This window comes from Stenotrophomonas maltophilia group sp. vghtpe118 (assembly GCF_052605195.1).
Genome location: NZ_CP199672.1, coordinates 2,457,365 through 2,474,681 on the forward strand (window position 1 = coordinate 2,457,365; position 17,317 = coordinate 2,474,681).

The following is a 17,317-nucleotide window of genomic DNA, read 5'->3' on the forward strand; positions in this document are numbered from 1 at the left end:
GAGGTAGGGGGTTGTTCGTTGTGTCGCGTTTGGCTCGTTGCGATGGGGCAGTTCCGCCCCGCCGTCCTGCCATGCCGATTCACAACAGAAGGATTCGTGTATGAAGCGACACACGCAACGCTCCGCGCCACCGCGCTCTGCGCGCCTGGCCCTCGCCACTGCCCTGGTACTGGGCAGCCTGGCCGTCACCGCCCAGGCCCAACAGGCCGATCCACTGGCGGGGATACAGTGGCACCTGCTCAACACCGGGCAGACGGTCCCGGCTGACACACTGCCGGTGGCAGGCAACGACCTGAACGTGGATGGCCTGTTCCGCAATGGCATCCGTGGCCAGGGCGTCACCATCGCCATCGTCGACGACGGCCTGCAGATCGCGCACCCGGACCTTGCGGCCAACGTGGCCGCTGTAGCCGGCAAGAACTTCACCAATGGCTCGAACAACCCCACCCCGACCAATCCCGATGTCGACAACCACGGCACCATGGTCGGCGGTATCGCCGGTGCGGTGGGCGCCAACAACCTGGGCGTGCGCGGCGTAGCCCCGGCGGCGACGCTGAAGGGCTTCAACCCGATTTCGCGCTCGGCCCTGGGCAACCAGCAGAGCAACATCGAGTACGCCTGGTGGGACGGCGCGGAATCGGCCGACGTGCAGGTGTTCAACAACAGCTGGGGCGCCGGCCCGGGCAATCCGAACCTGCCGCTGGCGTACAGCGAAAACACGATACGGTCGTACGAGCAGGCACTGTCGGGTACGCGCGGTGGCCGCGGCGGCATCTACGTGAAGTCGGCCGGCAACAACTTCAACAATGCCTCCATCAGCCAGACCCAGGATGTCTGCACCACCGACACCAAGAACCGCAACACCGGCTGCGTGCCGGCCGGCCGTGATCCGCGCAACAACCTGTTCAACGTGATCACGGTAGGCGCGGTGCGCGCCGATGGCGTGCGCTCGTCTTACTCCTCCACCGGCTCGGCCTTGTGGGTGTCGGCCTTTGGTGGTGAGTACGGCCTGCAGGCACAGTTTGCGCCCGGCCTGGTGGCGCGCGCATACGACCCGGCGATCGTCACCACCGACGTGACCGGGTGCGCGCAGGGCAGCAACAAGAACACCAACCGCCAGAACACCCTGGACAGCAATCTGTCGGCCATCGACAGCACCTGCAACTACACCGCCAAGATGAACGGCACCTCGGCGTCGGCGCCGATGGTATCGGGCGTGGCGGCACTGGTGCTGGAAGCCAATCCGAACCTGTCCTATCGCGATGTGAAGTACATCCTGGCCACCACCGCCACCCGCAACCACCCGAACCAGCCGGCGGTGACGCTGGCCGACGGGCGCACGCTGGTGCCGGGCTGGACGGTGAATGCTGCCGGCCGTGCCTACAGCAACTGGTATGGCTTCGGCGTGGTCAACGCTGCGCGTGCAGTGCAGGTGGCCGAGAACTTCCAGTCGCTGGGCCCGCTGGTCGACAGCGGCTGGCGCAACACGACGCGTACCGTGGCCATCGGCAACACCTCGGCTGCCGCCGCACGCCTGACCTTCCAGTTGGCCAACGGCGCGCGCAACATCGAAAGCGTGCAGCTGGGCTTCCGGGTCAACCACCGCAACACGCGCCAGCTGCAGTTCGTGCTTGTGTCGCCCAGCGGCACCCGCAGCGTGGTGCAACCGGCGTTCACCGCGATCGGTTCGGGCACGGGTGGCGCGCAGAGCAATTTCACCAGCTGGGACCTCCTGTCCAGCAATGCCTTCCTGGATGAGAATGCCAGCGGCACCTGGACGCTGGAAGTCACCGACATGGGGCAGGCCGCGACCGCAGCATCGCGCGGCAACCTCGAATTCTTCAAGATCCGCGTTCTGGGGCACTGATGATGAAGACCACCATTCTGTTGAGCACGCTCGCCTTCGCGGCGATGACCTCCCCTGCCTGGGCGCAGAGCTCGGGGCAGACCCCTCCAGCCAGGACCCTGTCGACCGTGGATGCGCAGGAACTGAAGGCGTCCGCTACCGGCCGCACGTTCGATGTGGGCGGCACGCGATTCCAACTGTCCCCCTCGGCCACCGTGAAGCAGGCCAGCGGCGGCCAGTTCACGATCACCCCGCAGGCGGCGGCGACCACCAGTTCGCGCACCAAGCGCTCGCTGGATGGCGCAACGGCGGCACCTGCCGATGCCGGCGCCGGCAAGTTCGCCGCAGCGGTCTCCCGTGACGGCGCGCCGGTAGTGGCGACGTCGCGGGTCAAGGTGTTCTTCACCGATGCAGCCTCGGCCCAGCGCGCGGCTACGGCCACCGGTGGCACCGTGGTGAAGGTGTCGAAGGCTTCGGGCCAGGCCATCGTGGAGTACCCGTCGGTAAACGCTGCGCTGGATGCGACCACCAGGCTGCTGTCCACCGCCGGTATCCGCGCCACCGAGCCGGACGTGGTGCAGTGGGAAGAGACCAAGTAAGGCGTTGAGTGGTGCCCCTGGCCGGTTGGCTCTCCTGGCCGGCCGGGGGATTGGTGTGCGTTGCGACTGTAGAGCTCAGACGATGTTCGGCACTACAGTTCTGCATCAACGGAAGGATTGACCGGTTGCTGTCGAACGCGCTGCCGGCGATCGAGCGGTAACCGCTGCCCGGCGGACGATTCCCCGGTGCGGTTGGAATGTGCCAACCAAGGTTGGCACCTACCAAAGCAGGGTGATGTGCCGTCCCACGGTCGGCCCCTACCCGGTCGGTAGTGCCGGCCGCTGGCCGGCGGAAGGTTTCACCGCACAGTGGGAATGTGCCAACCAAGGTTGGCACCTACCAAAGCAGGGTCAGACCAGGGCCGCGAGAGCCTGCACCAGCGCATCCATCTGCGCCGGCCGGGTGAACACCGACGGTGTCACCCGCACGCAGGCGCCCGACTCCAGGCCATCGCGATGGGTGGTGAAGATCCGATGCTCATCCAGCAAGCGCTTCTGCAGTGCCTGATTCTGTTCTACCGAGGTGTGGCCGCGCAGGCGGAAACTGGCCAATGCGCTGGCCAGCGCCGGATCAGGCGACGACAGCACTTCGATATGCGCCATCTGCCGCGCAGGCACGGTCCAGCGCTCGCGCAGGTAGCGCAGGCGCGCCTGCTTGTTGGCCGCGCCGATGCGCTGGTGCAGCGCGATCGCTTCCGGCAGCGCCAGGTAAGCGGCGAAGTTGACCGTACCGGTGTGCACACGGCTGCCCACGCGGCCATCGTCGGTCTCGCCCATGTACGGCTCCAGGTCCGCAACGCGGCCCTTGCGCACATACATCGCGCCGACGCCGACCGGTGCACCGATCCACTTGTGCAGGTTGATGCCAACGAAGTCGGCCTTGAGCTGCGGCACCGCGTAGTCGATCTGGCCAAACCCGTGTGCTGCATCAACGATCACGTCGATGCCGCGTGCGCGCGCACGTTCGGCGATTTCGGCCACCGGCAGCACCAGTCCATGGCGATGGCTGACCTGGGTCAGCAGCATCAGTTTCAGGCGTGGCAGCCGCGCGAACGCGGCCTCGTAGGCCTGCAGGATCTGCGCATGGTCGGGCACGGCCGGCAGCGCGATGCGCTCGACCTGCACGCCGCGGCGCTGCTGCAGCCAGCGCATCGCGCCGATCATGCTGTCGTAGTCGATGTCGGCGTACAGCACCTGGTCGCCAGGCTGCAGGCGGTTGTAGCCGCCGATCAGCGCCAGCATCGCCTCGGTGGCACCGCGGGTGAGTGCGATCTCGTCGGCGCCCACGCCCAGCAGTTCGGCCACCTGCCGCTGCGCCGCCATGTACTGCGCCGGGAACTCACGGCGGCCATACCAGGCATTGCCTCGGTTCACTTCCGCGGTGTGGCGCTGGTAGCTGGCCAGCGTCTCGCGGCCCATCGCGCCCCAGTAGCCGTTCTCCAGATGGTTCACTTCGTCGGTGACATCGAAGTGGCTGGCCACGGCGGCCCAGTAGTTTTCATCGCGGGCCAGCACGTCCGGCGCCGCGGTCGTTGCGGGAATCTGCATGGACGCAGCGTAACGCGTGGCAGCCATGGCCGGCAGTGAAGAAAGTGCGGCTGCGACCGGCAGCAAGGTGCCGGCACGCAACAGGGAGCGGCGGGCCGGGTCCATCAGAAGCTCAGCCGGTACTGTGCGTACAGGTTGGCACCGTCGGTGTCGTATGGCGCGTTGCGCGAGTAGACCAGGCCGCGACTGGCCTGGAAGGTGGCTTCGTCCGGATAGCGGTCGAATACGTTGTCGGCACCGACGCGCAGGCTGTGATGTTCGTTGATGCGATAGCCGACGGCCAGGTCGAGGAAGCTCATCGCGCCGAAGCGCTGGTAGATATCGCCCACTGCATTGCCGCTGGAATCGGTCCAGGCGCCGTAGTAGCGCATGCGTGCCATCAGCGACCAGGCGCCGATGTCCCAGCTGCCGGTCAGGCTGCCCTTGTGCTCGGGCAGGCGATCCTCGAACAGCACGCGCTGGGTCTCGTTGGTGGCCACCGAGGTGCTGCCGTTGTCCACGCGGGTGCGGTTGTAGTTGTAGGCCAGGGTCAGCGTCATGCGGCCGGCGCCGAGGTCGCGCAGGTAGTTGCCGACCACGTCCACGCCGGTGGTGGTGGTATCGAAGTCGTTGGTGAAATAGTTCACCGAGGTATAGCCCAGCGGATTGGCAGTACCGGCCGGAATGGCGAAACTGGCCGACTGGCTGAAGCGGTCGCTGAGCTTGATCTGGTAGACATCCACCGAGCCGGACAGGCCCAGGTCGGTGCGCCAGGTCAGGCCCAGCGACGCGGTACGCGACTCTTCCGGCTTCAGCGGCCTGGCGCCGAGCAGCTGCGCCAGCGGATCGTTCGGCGACAGACGGCCACTGGTGAAGATCTGCAGCGTGCGCGTATCCAACCCCTGGGTGGTGCTGGTGGTGTTGAGCTGCGCCGGCGTCGGCGCGCGGAAGCCGGTGGACACGGTGCCGCGCAGGGCGACGTCCGGGGTGATCGCGAAGCGCGCCGACAGTTTGCCGTCCAGTGTGCTGCCGAAGCTGGAGAAGTCCTCGTAGCGGCTGGCTGCACCGATGCTCCAGCGCTCGCCCAGCGGCACTTCCATGTCCACGTAGGCGGCCTTGCTGCGCTGGCTCCACTGCCCGGCCTGGCTGGCCGAGAAGCCCGGCGCGCCATTGGAGTTGGCCTCCAGGCCCGCGGCCGCGCCCGGACCCACCGCGTACGAGGCCGGATCACCGGCGCGCACCTGGTAGGTCTCCTGGCGGAACTCGCCACCGAAGGCGACGTTGATCGGCTGGGACAGCGCGGCCACGTCCCACTCGTAGTTGAAGTCGGCGTTGGCGTTCTTCTCGGTCTGGGTCAGGCGGCCGAGATCGAAGTCGGTCGGGCTGGCCGGGCCGAGCGAGGCATTGATCGAGTTCTTCAGGCGATAGTCGATGGCGTTGCGGCCATACGAGGCGCTGACATCCCAGCGCAGCTTCGGCGTGATCTCGCCGCGCAGGCCACCGACCAGCTGCAGGTCGTTCTGCACGTTGCCGTACTGCGGGCTGAAGCCGACTGGATACAGCGAGCGCAGGTTCCAGCCCGGGAAGATGGCGGTGGTGCGATAGGCGCCGGTGGTGGTGTCCGGGTTGCGCCAGTTGAAATCGCTGACGCCATCGCTGTGGCTGTACAGGCCGAACGCATACAGCTCCAGCGTGTCGTTGGCATGGGCCTTCACGTTGAAGCCGACGCGGTGGCTTTCCAGTTCCGGCTGGCCCCAGCGCTGTACCGGATTGGGCACGTCCAGCTCCGGATGTGCAGCCTGGAAGGCGATCGCGTCCGGGCGCTGGCGCGTGCGCGAGGTAGCGTCGGAGTTGGACGATTCGGCGAACAGCACCAGGCTGCCATAGTCGCCTAGCGACCAACCGGTGCGCGCACTGAAATCGCGCGAGGCACCGTCGCCCTGCGCGTACTGCGAATAGCCGGCGGTGATCTCGCTACCCGGGCCATCCTCGAGGATGACGTTGATGACACCGGCGATGGCGTCCGAGCCGTACTGCGCCGACGCGCCATCACGCAGCACCTCGATGCGCTTGATCGCGCTGGTGGGAATCTGTGCCAGATCAGCGGCCTGCGCACCGCGGTTGCCGAGCAGCGCGCTGCGATGGAAGCGGCGACCGTTGACCAGCACCAGGGTCTGATCCGGCGACAGGCCACGCAGCGTCGCCGGGCGCACGAACACCTGGCCGTCCGCCATCGGCAGGCGCTGCACCACGAACGATGGCACCAGCTGCGCCAGCACGTCCTTCAGGTCGGTGGATTCAACGGACCTGATGTCTTCCTTGGTGAACACGTCCACCGGCGCCAGCGTTTCGAACTGGGTGCGGTTGGACGCGCGGGTACCGGTGACCAGCATCGCATCGAGCTGGGTGGGCACGGCGCGGCTGCCGCCGGCGGCATCGACCGCATCGGCCTCCGCTGCAATCGCGCCTCCTGCGCTGGCCATGCAAAGGGCAAGGAGGATGGAACGCGAAAGCTTCGAACGATGCACGGCAGGGCTCCGGGAGGGCGCGACAGGGCCAGCACCTGTGCGCACACAACAGGCCTGGACAAGGCGCGCAGTCTCGGCGCGATGTGTGAAGGAGGCATGACGTCAGTACGACAGCTTGATGCGCCAACCAAGGTTGGCCCCTGCCAGGACTCATCCGTAGATCCACGCCATGCATGGGTGGCAATGCAGACCCACGCCCCACCCCGCACACAGCGGCTAGCCGTTGGCGTCGTCGCCAAAGCCGAATCGGGCCGGCCGTGCCGTTCGCAGCGGAACGAACATCATGGCGGCGAACACCACCAAGGCGGGGGTGGACATGATCCAGATGCCCCTGTTGCGAATCCCGATCCCCATGAAGTCGACCTGCAGATCGCCGATCCATTGCAGCTGCGTCAGTATCATCACCAGCCCGCCGATAGTCGCGCACGGCAACCCACCGTGACCGGCCCCCAACAACGTCGGTGTCAGAAACCCACCCAGCAACGCGAAGCCGACACGGTACACCCAGGGGTTGCCGCGCCACCGTGGCGCGCCGAACAACATCAGCAGCATCAGCGCCAGGGTCAACAGACTGGGAAGTACCCAGAGGGCAAGCAGCATTTCGATCATCTCGATCATCGGCCGGGCTCCGCTGGCCTGGCATCCCCCGTCGTCGATCGCATCTCCCTGCCCCCCATCACGTCCATGAAGCACGCATTGTTGCCGGTACGCAGGCAGACGCAAAGCCCCGGCAGCGCAAGAACTGCTAAACGCCGCGCCTGCCGATCCGCTACTGTGCCGGCATTGGATGCGGGGAACGGCAGGATGAGCGCGGCAGGCAAGGCGTTGTGGTACATCGAAACCCATGCGGACCAGCCATTGGCGCTGGCCGACATCGCCGCTGCGGCCGGCCTGTCGCCGTTTCATCTGTCACGCCTGTTCCAGGCCCGCACCGGCACCTCGGTGGTGCGCTACCTTCGCGGGCGCCGCCTGACCGCTGCCGCGCAGCGGTTGGCCAACGGCGCGGGCGACATCCTGCAGGTGGCGCTGGGGGCCGGCTACACCACCCATGCTGCCTTCACCCGTGCCTTCAGCGAACAGTTCGGGCAGACACCGGAACGGGTACGCGAACAGGGCACCGATGGGCTGACGCTGGTGCAGGCGATCCGCCTGGACGAGGCCCCGTCAGCCTGCATTGAAGCCCCCCGGCTGCTCGATACGCCCGCGTTCCAGCTGGCAGGCGTCGGCATGCGGCATACCCGCGACAGCAGCGGCGCGATTCCGGGCCAATGGGCCCAGCTCAACCGCGAGTGGCCGACGCCGGCACCGGTCAGCTTCGGCGTGTGCTGCAACAGTGATGACGATGGTGGCTTCGACTACATTGCGGCACTACCGGCAAGCACGGTGCCGAGCGTGCCTGCGCACTGGCGACGCGTGGACATCCCGGCGCGCCGCTACCTGGTGGCTTGGCACGGCGGACACATCTCGGCCATCCGCTCGACCTGGTTCTGGTTGCTGGATCATTATCTCCCTGCGTCCAACCTGAGCCTTGCCGATGCGCCGGACCTGGAGCGCTACGACGCCCGGTTCGACGAGCACAGCGGCAACGGCGGCGTGGAGATCTGGCTGCCGGTGGAAGAACGTCACCACTGACAAGGAGTTGAAGATGCGCATGACCGCTGCTGTGCTGGGAGCGATGCTGATGGCGTTTACAATCACCGGCGCCGCCCGCGAAAGCGGCGTCGCCGGCGAGCGCCACGGCACGACGACGCTGGCCAGCGCCGCCGTGCGCGACGCAGGGCACCGCGACGCGCTGCGCTACACGGTCTGGTATCCGGCACAGGCCGGCAGCCGCGAAAGCGCGCTGACCATCGGTCCACCCGACGCGCCGCTGTTCCACGTCGGCCGGTCGGCCAAGGATGCGCCGGTCGCGGGAGATCGCCTGCCGACCCTGCTGCTCTCGCATGGCAACGGCGGCAGCGCGCGCATGATGGGTTGGCTGGGCACGGCGCTGGCGCGGGCCGGATATCTGGTGATTGCGGTGGATCATCCAGGCAACAACGGCGTTGACACCATGACCCTGCCCGGCAGCCTTCTGACCTGGTTGCGCGCCGATGACCTGCGTGCCGCACTGGCGGCCGTGCAAGCTGATCCGGTGCTGGGCCCGCATGTCGATCCTGAGCGCCTGGGGGTCGCCGGCTTCTCGGCCGGTGGCTACACCGCGCTGCTGGCAGCCGGTGCGCGACCGGACCTGCAGCGATTGCGGGACTTCTGTACCGCACATCCGGATGACGGCGTCTGCCGGCCCCAACAGGAGGCGGCAACGCACACGATGGAGGCGCGCGTTGCCGCTGCGGCGTCGCCCGAGCTATCGCCATGGATGTCCCACGCCAACGACGCACGCGCCATTCCCGGCGTGCGCGCGGTGTTCCTGCTGGCGCCGGCAATCGTGCAGGCCTTTGCGCCCGAGCAGCTCTCCTCGCTGGAACAGCCGGTGTCGGTCGTGCTGGGCCAAGCGGACACGGTCGCGCCACCACAGACCAATGGCGAGGCTGCGCGTGCGGCGATTGCGGGCGCTGCACTGCAGGTGCTGCCCGGTGTCGGCCATTACGATTTCCTCGCCGCATGCACCCCGACCGGACAACAGCGGCTGCAGGACCTGTGCAGCACATCGGTGCCGAAGGCGCAGACCCACGCGCAGGCAGTGGACGCCGCAATACGATTCTTCAACCAGTCACTGCGCTAGTGGCCGCCGGGCAGTCCCCAGCGCTACAGTGAGCGCGTCCATGGAGAATCGGTCATGCGCCTGCTTCACCTCACCCTGCCGGTGTCCGACGTCGCCACCGTCGCCGCGTATTTCCACGATGTGCTGCAGCAGCGCGTGGTCGGCAACCATGTGCACATCGGCTGGAGCACGATCGAACTGCAGGCGGCGGGTGATCACCCCGTCGGTGGCGTGCACCTGGCCTTCAACGTACCGGACAACCGCTTCGGCGAGGCGATGGCCTGGTTGCGCGAACGTACCCCGCTGCAACGTAATCCTGAGGGCCTGGATTACTTCGCGCTGGAGAGCAGCTGGCAGTCGCAGTCGGTGTACTTCACCGGCCCGGACGGCCTGATCCTTGAACTGATCGGCCGCCGTCGCTTGCCGGCCAGCGCGCGCGAAGGCGTGTTCCATGGCAGCGAGCTGACCTGCCTGAGCGAGGTTGGCCTGCCCAGCCACGATGTCGATGCGGTGCGCGAACAGTCCAGCCAGCGCTTCGGCCTGCAGCCGATCAGCCCGCCGTCGCCGCAGTTCGCGCCGATGGGCGACGACGAGGGCCTGCTGATCATCGTCGCCGCCGACCGTCGTTGGTTCCCCGAGCAGAAGGACCTGCCCAATGCGCAGGGCGTGCAGCTGCAGGTGAGTGATGTGAGCGGCAGCGGCGAGCTGCGCGATGCGGCGCTGGGCTGGCGGGTGTGGGCGGCCTGAGCTACCAGCTGCCCGAAGCGCCGCCGCCGCCGCTGCGACCACCGCCACCGGACCAGCCGCCGGAACTGCTCGAGGACGAACTCGACGACGAGGTGCTGGACGAGGAACGGTAGCCTTGGGACGACCTTTGTCCGCTGCGTGCTTTTTCGCCGGGCAGCAGGGTGAACACCCAGATGAAGTACAGGAACAGCGTGCTTGCGCAGGACACGATCGTCGCCAACACGCGTGCGTTCTCGTCGCCGGCCCGGTCGATGGCCAGCAGCGCGCCCAGCGCATAGCCGCCGGTCAACAGCACCAGCACCACCAGGCGCACGGCGAAGCTGTTGCGGTTCTTCCGCCAGCGCGCGCGGCCGGCCTGCACCAGGAAGAACACCAGCATGGCGGCAATGGCGACCGCCAGGTTCAGCAACGTGTGCAGGGCAAGGCTGGGCGGCAACTGACCACGGACCAGCATCACCATGAAGAAACCGATACTGACGGCCAACATGCCGGACAGCACGATGCGCACACCACGGCTGCGACGCCAGCACCACCCCAGCAGCGCCGCCACCGGTACGGCCGGTAACAGCACGAAGAACAGCGCAGGCAGCACATGCCGCGGCAGCAGCAGCGTCGCCGAAACCAACCCAGCGGCCATCACTGCCGTTACCAGCAACGGTCTGCCCCAGGCAGGCAATGTCGGCCGTTTCGGCCTGGGCATTGCCGCATTGGCTGCCAGTGCCTTGCGCCGCCGCTCACGGCGCTTACCGCTGAACTCGGCCTCGGTCCTGGTGGCCAGCAGGCGTGGCGGTGATCGCCACAGACCGGCCAGGAACCCCACCAGCAACGTCAGGGCAACGACCGAATCCCCTGTGCGCCAATCCGCTGGCAACAGGTTGCGTGCGGATGAATCCTCCTGGGCCGGCAGCGGCTCGCCATCGATCAGCGCCACCAGCACCTTGCTGCCATCCAGCATGCCCTGGTCCAGGTCTCCTTCGCGCAGGCGCGGCACGATCGCTTTGTCGATGATGCGCGCGGCATAGGCATCGGGAATGGTGCCTTCCAGGCCATAGCCGGTCTGGATGCGTACGCGCCTGTCCTGCACCGCCACCAGCAGCAACACCCCGTCATCGACACCGGCGCGGCCCAGCTGCCACTGGTCGAAGACACGCTGTGCAAAGGCTTCGATGCCGTCATCGCCAACACTGGGCACCACCAGCACCTGCAGTTGCGCGCCTTTGCGTGCCTGCAGCTGCAATGCCTGCTCGCGCAGCGTTGCGCGGGTGCTGGCGGACAGCGCGTTGGCGGTGTCCACCACCGGGTCGTCCAGTGCCGGAATCGGGACCGCCGCCAGCACTGGCAGTGGCAACAGCCAGAGCAGCAGTGCCAGCCCTCCCCACTGCCATGCGTTGCGCCACCGCAGCACCCGGCTCATGTGGACGCCGTGCCTTGCAATGGCGGTGCTGTGCATCATGCGAAACGGCATCCGTGTATGTCCTTGCCCCATGAACGGAAAAGCCGGCCGGATTACTCCGGCCGGCCTCCTTTACCACACACTTCTTCACACGCAGTGGTTAACGGCCCATGGCCACCCGCTGCTGCTCGTCCTGCACGTGTTGCTGCGAAGGCTCGTGCTTGGCCAGCATTGCAGCGCTGGTCTCCTGCAGGCTCGGTGCCGTCTGGGTCATGTCCACCGCAGTACGGAAGCCGGGAACGGTGCCCACGACGAAGGCCTTGCCATCCTGCACGGTGACGCCCTGCAGCTTTTCCGGCGAATCGATGCCGGCGGCCTTGGCCTGGGCGGTCACATGCGCGCTCATCTCGTTGCAGATCATGCCCGGCATGTGGCCGCGGATCGCATTGTGCAGCGGCGTATCCGGATGCGCCTTGTCGCCCAGTTGCGGCCCCTTCGGCGCCGCCTCGGCATGGCTGCGGCCTTCGGCCAGCTTGCCCAGCGTCGCCGGACCCGCCACGCCATCGGCGGAGAGCCCGTGCTGCTTCTGGTAGGCGATCAGTGCGTCCCTGGTATTGGCACCGAACTTGCCGTCCTCGCTCAGCGGGTTGCCTTGGCCGTCGCGCACGCCCAGGCGGTTGAGTTCCTTCTGCAGCGCAGTCACTTCCTCGCCCTTGGCCCCCTGGCGCAGCACACCGTTGTGGTCGGCGTCATGCGAATGGCCACCCTTGCCGGTTTCCTTCAGCTTGCCGTGGTCCCAGAAGTCCTGCGGGCTGATCAGCTTGCCGTGCGGATCCTTCAACTGGTAATGCACGTGCTGGGCATACTGACCCGCACCGCCCGGGCCACGGCCGCCCATGGTACCGATCGGCTCACCCGCCTTGATCGGCTGGCCTTCCTTCACCTGGGTCGACTGCAGGTGCAGGATCTCGTGCGAGTTGCCCTGTGCATCCCTGATCTTCACCGTACCGTAGTCGCCACCGACGAACGTCACCGTTCCGGAGATCGGCGCGTTGACGGTCGGGTGCTGCAGATTACGGCCGTGCTGGCCGCCGACATAGTTGAAGTCGGTGCCACCGTGCGGCTTGTGCGCGCGGTGTTCGCCGAACTCACCGGTAATGTGCGGCTTGACCCCGTTTTGCGGGGGCAGCATCACCTGCATCGTCTGCTCGAAGGTGCGGGTCTGGCCTTCGGCATGCACCGCTGCCGGCTTGGCCTGCGCGTGCGTGGCCGCAGCTACGGCGGGGGCCGCGTGGCTGCCCTGGGACTGGCCGTGGGTCAGTCCCAGGCGCTGCTCCACGAACCGCTCGTACTTGTCCACGTACGGCATCACTTTCTTTTCAGACAGGGCGAGGCCGCCGTAATCACGGGTCGGGCCGTCGTGATGGTACTTGTAGATGTACTCCTCACCCTGGCCGCGCTTGTGCGCCAGCGTGCGGTTATCGATGTAATGGTCAACCAGTGCGTCGGACTGTGCGCCGACGTCGAAGCGGTTGCGGTTGTTGAGGTGGTAGTGGTTGCCGGTCTTGTCGATGAACTGGCCCAGGCCCGAGGCCGAGGTGGTGCCAGCGGCGGCATCGGGGTTGAAGCCCGATTCAACGCGGGCGATGGCCAGTACGTGCGCGGTTTCGCGCGGGGTCAGGCCCTTCTCGCGCGCCGACTCGATGATCGTGTCGATCACCCGTGACTGTACTTCCGGGGTCGCATCGCCCCACCGGCGGGAGTTGCCATGCAGGCGGCCGTCGCTCTGGTCGATCGGCTCGCGGTAGTGGCTCCACGATTTGATGCGGTCACTGCTGTAGGCCGCCCCGCGGGGCTGGACCATGTCCTGGTAGATGTCTGCCATGTCTGTGCTATCCATTCTATGAAAAAGGGAATTTCCTTAAGGGGTACTGCTCCTGGTACTTCTGGTACTGCGGTACTGCAGTGCTGCGTTCACAGCGCGCGTGCGACGTCCTGCCGCTGCGCTCAGTCTTCGATGTAGTTCACCTCCGGGTGCTTGATGCCGAGCGAGTCGATCAACTTCTCGTACTCGTCGTTGTTGGGCTCCTGCTCCTCGCCTTCCGCGCCGCGCAGCGGCGGTGTGCTGTGGGTCAACTGGCGGCCACTGGCGTCGTACAGGTAGTACCACTCGCAGAAGCTGCAGCCGAACGGCAGTTCACCGTACTGCACGACGAAGTACGGCGTACCGCTGCGGTCCTGCACGCAGGCCAGGCCAACGGCGGTATAGCCGTCCATCTCCTTGGGCGCAGCAATGGCCTGGCGTGCGCCGTCCTTTTCAATTTCCAGCGTGGTCAGCCGGGAAGCGTCCGTGTCTTGGGTGGGCTGGGCCGCCAGGTGCAGGCGGGTGCCTTGGCAATCGATATGCATGCCGGTCTCGTCGCGCGTAAGAGAGGTGGAATGGTCCGCAACGGCAGCCGCAGGTGCGGCCGGCGTCGCTGCCGGGTCAGTGGAAGCAGGGGCCGCCGGTGCAGCCGCCTCAGGGCCGCTGCAGGCAGCAAGCATCAGGGCCAGTACGGGGGCAACGGGAGACAGACGCATGCGGGGCTCCTTGGGTAAATCACACGACCGCCCGCAGGCGGTTGCTCAGGGGTCAGATCGATTCGTCCTCACGCTTGACCAGTTGCCAGCACGGCTTCTGGGCAAAGGTGTAGATCTGCTGGTCGCTGGTATCGGGAGTGCGCATCTGCACCTGTACCTGGCCATCGGGCAGGCGGGTGACCTGCATCTCGCGGCCCTGGCGCTGCAGCGTGGCCGGGTCCGGCATCACCGGCCATTCGACCTTGGCAAGCGGCACCTTCTCCTCCACCTTGCGTGGCTCCGGCTCGGCTTCGCTGTCGATGTGGCTGTCCAGCAGCGGATCGGCAGTGGACGTTTCCTGCAGCGCGATCTCGTTGCCGAAATGCTTGAGGAAGTCGTCGAAGACCGGATGGGGGCAGCTGGCAGACGCGTCTGCCGGGGCTGCGGCAACCGGCGTGGCCGGCGCCGTGGCGCCGGCCGTGCTGGTCGGAGCCGGTGCGGCGGCGTCAGCGGGGGCTGCCTGGGGCGCAGGCTTGCAGCCGGACAGCGCAAGCCCCAGGGCAAGCGCAAGCAGGGCAACGGGGCGGAGCTGGTTCACGGGATCCTCCTGATTCCGGGCGGTCGCGCGCGGTTCCGGCGCGGTAGGGAGGCAAGGATAGCCATGCCTCGGTCAATTCAGTTTCAACATCCGCTGTCAGGAATATCCCGACATGCTGAATTGAGACTAATATCACACTAATACTGAAATCAACGTCATCGCAGCAGCCGTTAGACTACGCCGCACACGCTTCGATCCTGGCCCCATGCGCGCATTCCTGCTTGCCCTCTCCCTGCTGCTGCCAATGCTGTGGCCAGGTGGTGTGGCGGCGCTGGAGGTCCGGGAAGGCGATCTGCTGTTCGTCACCGCCGGCCATGCCGGCCTGAGCGCGGCCATCGACGATGCCACCGGCAAGCAGGGCGCCCTCAGCTTCGATCACGTGGCCCTGGTCGCTGCGGCGCCAGACGGCTGGGAGGTACTGCATGCGGACGAGAAAGGCTCGCGCCGGCAGGCGCTGGATCAGTTCCGCGAGGACGCCCGAGGCAAGCAGCGGCAGATCGTGGTCTATCGCCTGCACGCATCGCAGCAGGCTGCCATCAAGGATGCGATCGCGACCGCACGCACGATGCTGGGCAAACCCTACAACACGTCATACGTGTTGAACGAGGACAGCTACTACTGCTCGGACTTCATCGAGCGCGCGTTCCGTGCGCATCATGTGTTCGCACTGCAGCCGATGAACTTCCGCAACCCGAAGACCGGGCAGATCGCACAGCACTGGGTCGATCTCTACCGCGGCATGGGCATGGAGGTGCCGCAGGATCAGCCGGGCACCAATCCGAACGACATGTCAGCAGCGCCGGTGCTGCAACGCATTGGCGTGCTGGAATAAGCGAAGCCCCGCACGGGGCGGGGCTTCGCGCATCACAGGAAGTGGGTACCGAAGTCACTCCTCCTCGTCCTGCCCACCCTGTTGCTGGTTGCGCTGGCTGCGCTGCTGCTGTTCCTGCTGCTGTTGCTGCTGCTGGTCGCGGCCACGACCCTGCTGCTGATCCTGCTGGTTCTGCTGGCCCTGCTGCTTCTGGTTCGGGTTCTGGTTCTGCTGTGCCATGTCCGATCTCCAAAGCCACACGCGGAATGCGGTGGACGGGACCATCGTCTGCAGCGAAGAGTTAATCGCGCGTTGGTGGGCGGCTACATCGGTGTGTACGCGCGTGAATGAACGGGCAATGCCCCTTGCGGCACAAGCCGATGAAGGATTCATATGGGTTCGGCATGTGCTCATGCCGTCAGCCCGACTGCGCGCATTCATGGCGTGCTCTGCTGGAAACACGCGCTGAACGGAGCTGGCGTCCTGCTCGCGCACGGACGCCAGCCCTGCACTCATGGCATCACCGGCGGCACATACGCCAGGGTCATGCCCAGCAGCCACAACAGGCCCAGCACCAGCGGGATGTGCACCAGCAACTGGATGAAGGTGAAGCCCACGATGTCGCGTGCCTTCAGCCCCAGCACGCCCAGCAATGGCAGCATCCAGAACGGATTGATCAGGTTCGGCAGCGCTTCGGCCGCGTTGTAGACCTGCACGGCCCAGCCCAGGTGCGCCTTCAGTTCGTTGGCGGCCTGCATCACGTACGGCGCCTCGATGATCCACTTGCCGCCACCGGACGGCACGAAGAAGCCCAGCACCGCCGAGTAGACGCCCATTACCAGCGCGAAGCTATCGGTGCTGGCCACGTGCACGAACAGGCTCGACAGCCGGTGCGCCAGGGTCTGCCCGTCACCACCGGCGGCGTGGGTGAGGATCATCGCGATACCGCCGTACAGAGGGAACTGGATCAGCACGCCGGTGGTGCTCGGCACCGCCTTGGCCACCGCGTTGAGGAAGCTGCGCGGGCGCCAGTGCAGCAGCAGGCCCAGCGAAATGAACAGGAAGTTGTAGGTGTTGAGGTTGGCGATGGCAGTGACCACCGGCTTGTTGGCGAATTCGTTGAACAGCCAGCCGAACGCCAGCAGCGAGAGCAGCACGGTCAGCAACGGGCTGTATTCCAGCCATTCGCCTGGGCGCGTGCGTCGCTGCAGCGGTTCCGGCTCGGCCTGCGCAGCGCCGGGAAATTCCTCGGCGGTACGCGCACTGCCGGCTGCAGGCGCGGTCAGCCAGGCGATCAGCAGCGAGACAAGGATCAGCACTGCGGTCAGGGCGATCGACTGCCACAGAAAGATGGTTTCGGTGAACGGCAGAACGCCGGTGATCTCCACCAGGCCCGGCGGCATGCTGGCCGGGTTGGCCTGCAACTGTGCGGCCGACGAGCTCAGCCCCATCGCCCACACTGCGCCCAGGCCGAGATAGGCCGACGCACCGGCGGCGCGGTAGTCCATGCGCAGTTCGGTGCGACGGGCCAGCGCGCGGACCAGCAGGCCACCGAACACCAGCGAGAAGCCCCAGCTGAGCAGCGAGGCGAGCATGCTGACCAGGCCCACGTACACCACCGCACCGCGACCGGTGCGCGGCACCCGGGCCAGGAAGTCGATGAAGCGTGCGACCACCGGCGCGGTGGCCACGGCGTAGCCGCCGATGACCACGAAGGCCATCTGCATGGTGAAGGGAATCAGGCTCCAGAAGCCGTCACCGAAGGCGCTGGCGGTGGCCTGCGGGGTCGAACCGAAGCCCATCGCGGCCAGCGCGACAATGACCACGCCCAGCACCGCGAACACGTACGCGTCAGGGAACCACTTTTCCGCCCAGGCCGCCGAGCGCAGCGCTGCGCGCGCCATCCAGCCGTCCTGTACTGCTGCCGTCGAGGCCATCGCCTACCCTCCCAGGTTCGATGGATCGATTCTGGGCGGTGGGGTGTGGGCTGTCAGCCACCTATTGG

The 17,317-nt window shown here is 66.7% G+C and carries 15 protein-coding genes; 6 read left to right on the plus strand and 9 right to left on the minus strand.

The genetic code is table 11. From position 1 onward, the window contains the following. The first annotated feature begins 100 nt into the window (after nt 1-100). Nucleotides 101-1,867 (plus strand): S8 family serine peptidase, encoded by a 1,767-nt coding sequence (locus tag ACUDTM_RS11310; RefSeq protein ID WP_088497381.1) that lies wholly within the window; start codon nt 101-103, stop codon nt 1,865-1,867. Further along, complete coding sequence (locus ACUDTM_RS11315) at nt 1,867-2,445, plus strand: DNA breaking-rejoining protein (RefSeq protein WP_088497382.1); 579 nt, start codon at nt 1,867-1,869, stop codon at nt 2,443-2,445. Before ACUDTM_RS11310 ends, ACUDTM_RS11315 begins: the two co-directional genes overlap by 1 nt. Before the next feature lie 351 nt (nt 2,446-2,796). Here the strand turns inward: ACUDTM_RS11315 and ACUDTM_RS11320 are convergent, their stop codons facing one another. From ACUDTM_RS11320 to ACUDTM_RS11330, 3 genes are all read right to left on the minus strand, one after another. Next, nucleotides 2,797-4,098, minus strand: a complete 1,302-nt coding sequence (locus ACUDTM_RS11320; RefSeq protein ID WP_445391319.1) for an aminotransferase class V-fold PLP-dependent enzyme — start codon at nt 4,096-4,098, stop codon at nt 2,797-2,799. Then, entirely contained in the window at nt 4,098-6,500 is a 2,403-nt protein-coding gene (locus ACUDTM_RS11325) for a TonB-dependent receptor plug domain-containing protein (protein ID WP_151354626.1), read from the minus strand. Before ACUDTM_RS11325 ends, ACUDTM_RS11320 begins: the two co-directional genes overlap by 1 nt. Nucleotides 6,501-6,716: 216 nt before the next feature. Next, entirely contained in the window at nt 6,717-7,118 is a 402-nt protein-coding gene (locus tag ACUDTM_RS11330) for a hypothetical protein (protein ID WP_014648738.1), read from the minus strand. A 186-nt stretch (nt 7,119-7,304) separates the two neighbouring features. Here ACUDTM_RS11330 and ACUDTM_RS11335 point away from each other — a divergent pair, with 186 nt between their 5' ends. From ACUDTM_RS11335 to ACUDTM_RS11345, 3 genes are read left to right on the plus strand one after another with little or no spacing between them, the layout of a single operon-like run. Next, nucleotides 7,305-8,132, plus strand: a complete 828-nt coding sequence (locus ACUDTM_RS11335; RefSeq protein ID WP_072167982.1) for an AraC family transcriptional regulator — start codon at nt 7,305-7,307, stop codon at nt 8,130-8,132. A 13-nt stretch (nt 8,133-8,145) separates the two neighbouring features. Then, a complete protein-coding gene (locus ACUDTM_RS11340) occupies nt 8,146-9,225 on the plus strand; it encodes an alpha/beta hydrolase family protein (protein ID WP_445391320.1) in 1,080 nt (359 codons plus the stop codon). Nucleotides 9,226-9,279: 54 nt separating this feature from the next. Then, the gene (locus ACUDTM_RS11345) at nt 9,280-9,951 is read left to right on the plus strand and encodes a VOC family protein (protein WP_445391321.1); all 672 of its coding nucleotides are present in this window, start codon (nt 9,280-9,282) and stop codon (nt 9,949-9,951) included. Nucleotide 9,952: 1 nt separating this feature from the next. On the opposite strand, the gene ACUDTM_RS11350 is transcribed toward ACUDTM_RS11345, so the two are convergent. From ACUDTM_RS11350 to ACUDTM_RS11365, 4 genes are all read right to left on the minus strand, one after another. Further along, nucleotides 9,953-11,365 carry a TPM domain-containing protein gene (locus ACUDTM_RS11350; RefSeq protein ID WP_445391322.1) on the minus strand — a complete coding sequence of 471 codons (1,413 nt, stop codon included), beginning with the start codon at nt 11,363-11,365 and terminating at the stop codon, nt 9,953-9,955. Nucleotides 11,366-11,504: 139 nt separating this feature from the next. Next, the gene (locus ACUDTM_RS11355) at nt 11,505-13,229 is read right to left on the minus strand and encodes a peptidoglycan-binding protein (RefSeq protein WP_227836792.1); all 1,725 of its coding nucleotides are present in this window, start codon (nt 13,227-13,229) and stop codon (nt 11,505-11,507) included. A gap of 122 nt (nt 13,230-13,351) precedes the next feature. Further along, nucleotides 13,352-13,924, minus strand: coding sequence for a hypothetical protein (locus ACUDTM_RS11360; RefSeq protein WP_227836791.1), 573 nt, complete (start codon nt 13,922-13,924; stop codon nt 13,352-13,354). Between the two features lie 52 nt (nt 13,925-13,976). Next, nucleotides 13,977-14,501, minus strand: coding sequence for a hypothetical protein (locus ACUDTM_RS11365; protein WP_180882389.1), 525 nt, complete (start codon nt 14,499-14,501; stop codon nt 13,977-13,979). 205 nt (nt 14,502-14,706) lie between these two features. On the opposite strand from ACUDTM_RS11365, the gene ACUDTM_RS11370 reads away from it, so the two are divergent. Beyond that, a complete protein-coding gene (locus tag ACUDTM_RS11370) occupies nt 14,707-15,333 on the plus strand; it encodes a YiiX/YebB-like N1pC/P60 family cysteine hydrolase (RefSeq protein ID WP_434556937.1) in 627 nt (208 codons plus the stop codon). Between the two features lie 54 nt (nt 15,334-15,387). On the opposite strand, the gene ACUDTM_RS11375 is transcribed toward ACUDTM_RS11370, so the two are convergent. Further along, complete coding sequence (locus ACUDTM_RS11375; RefSeq protein ID WP_188240534.1) at nt 15,388-15,552, minus strand: hypothetical protein; 165 nt, start codon at nt 15,550-15,552, stop codon at nt 15,388-15,390. A gap of 272 nt (nt 15,553-15,824) precedes the next feature. After that, nucleotides 15,825-17,249, minus strand: a complete 1,425-nt coding sequence (locus ACUDTM_RS11380; protein WP_180869447.1) for a short-chain fatty acid transporter — start codon at nt 17,247-17,249, stop codon at nt 15,825-15,827. Between the last annotated feature and the right edge of the window lie 68 nt (nt 17,250-17,317).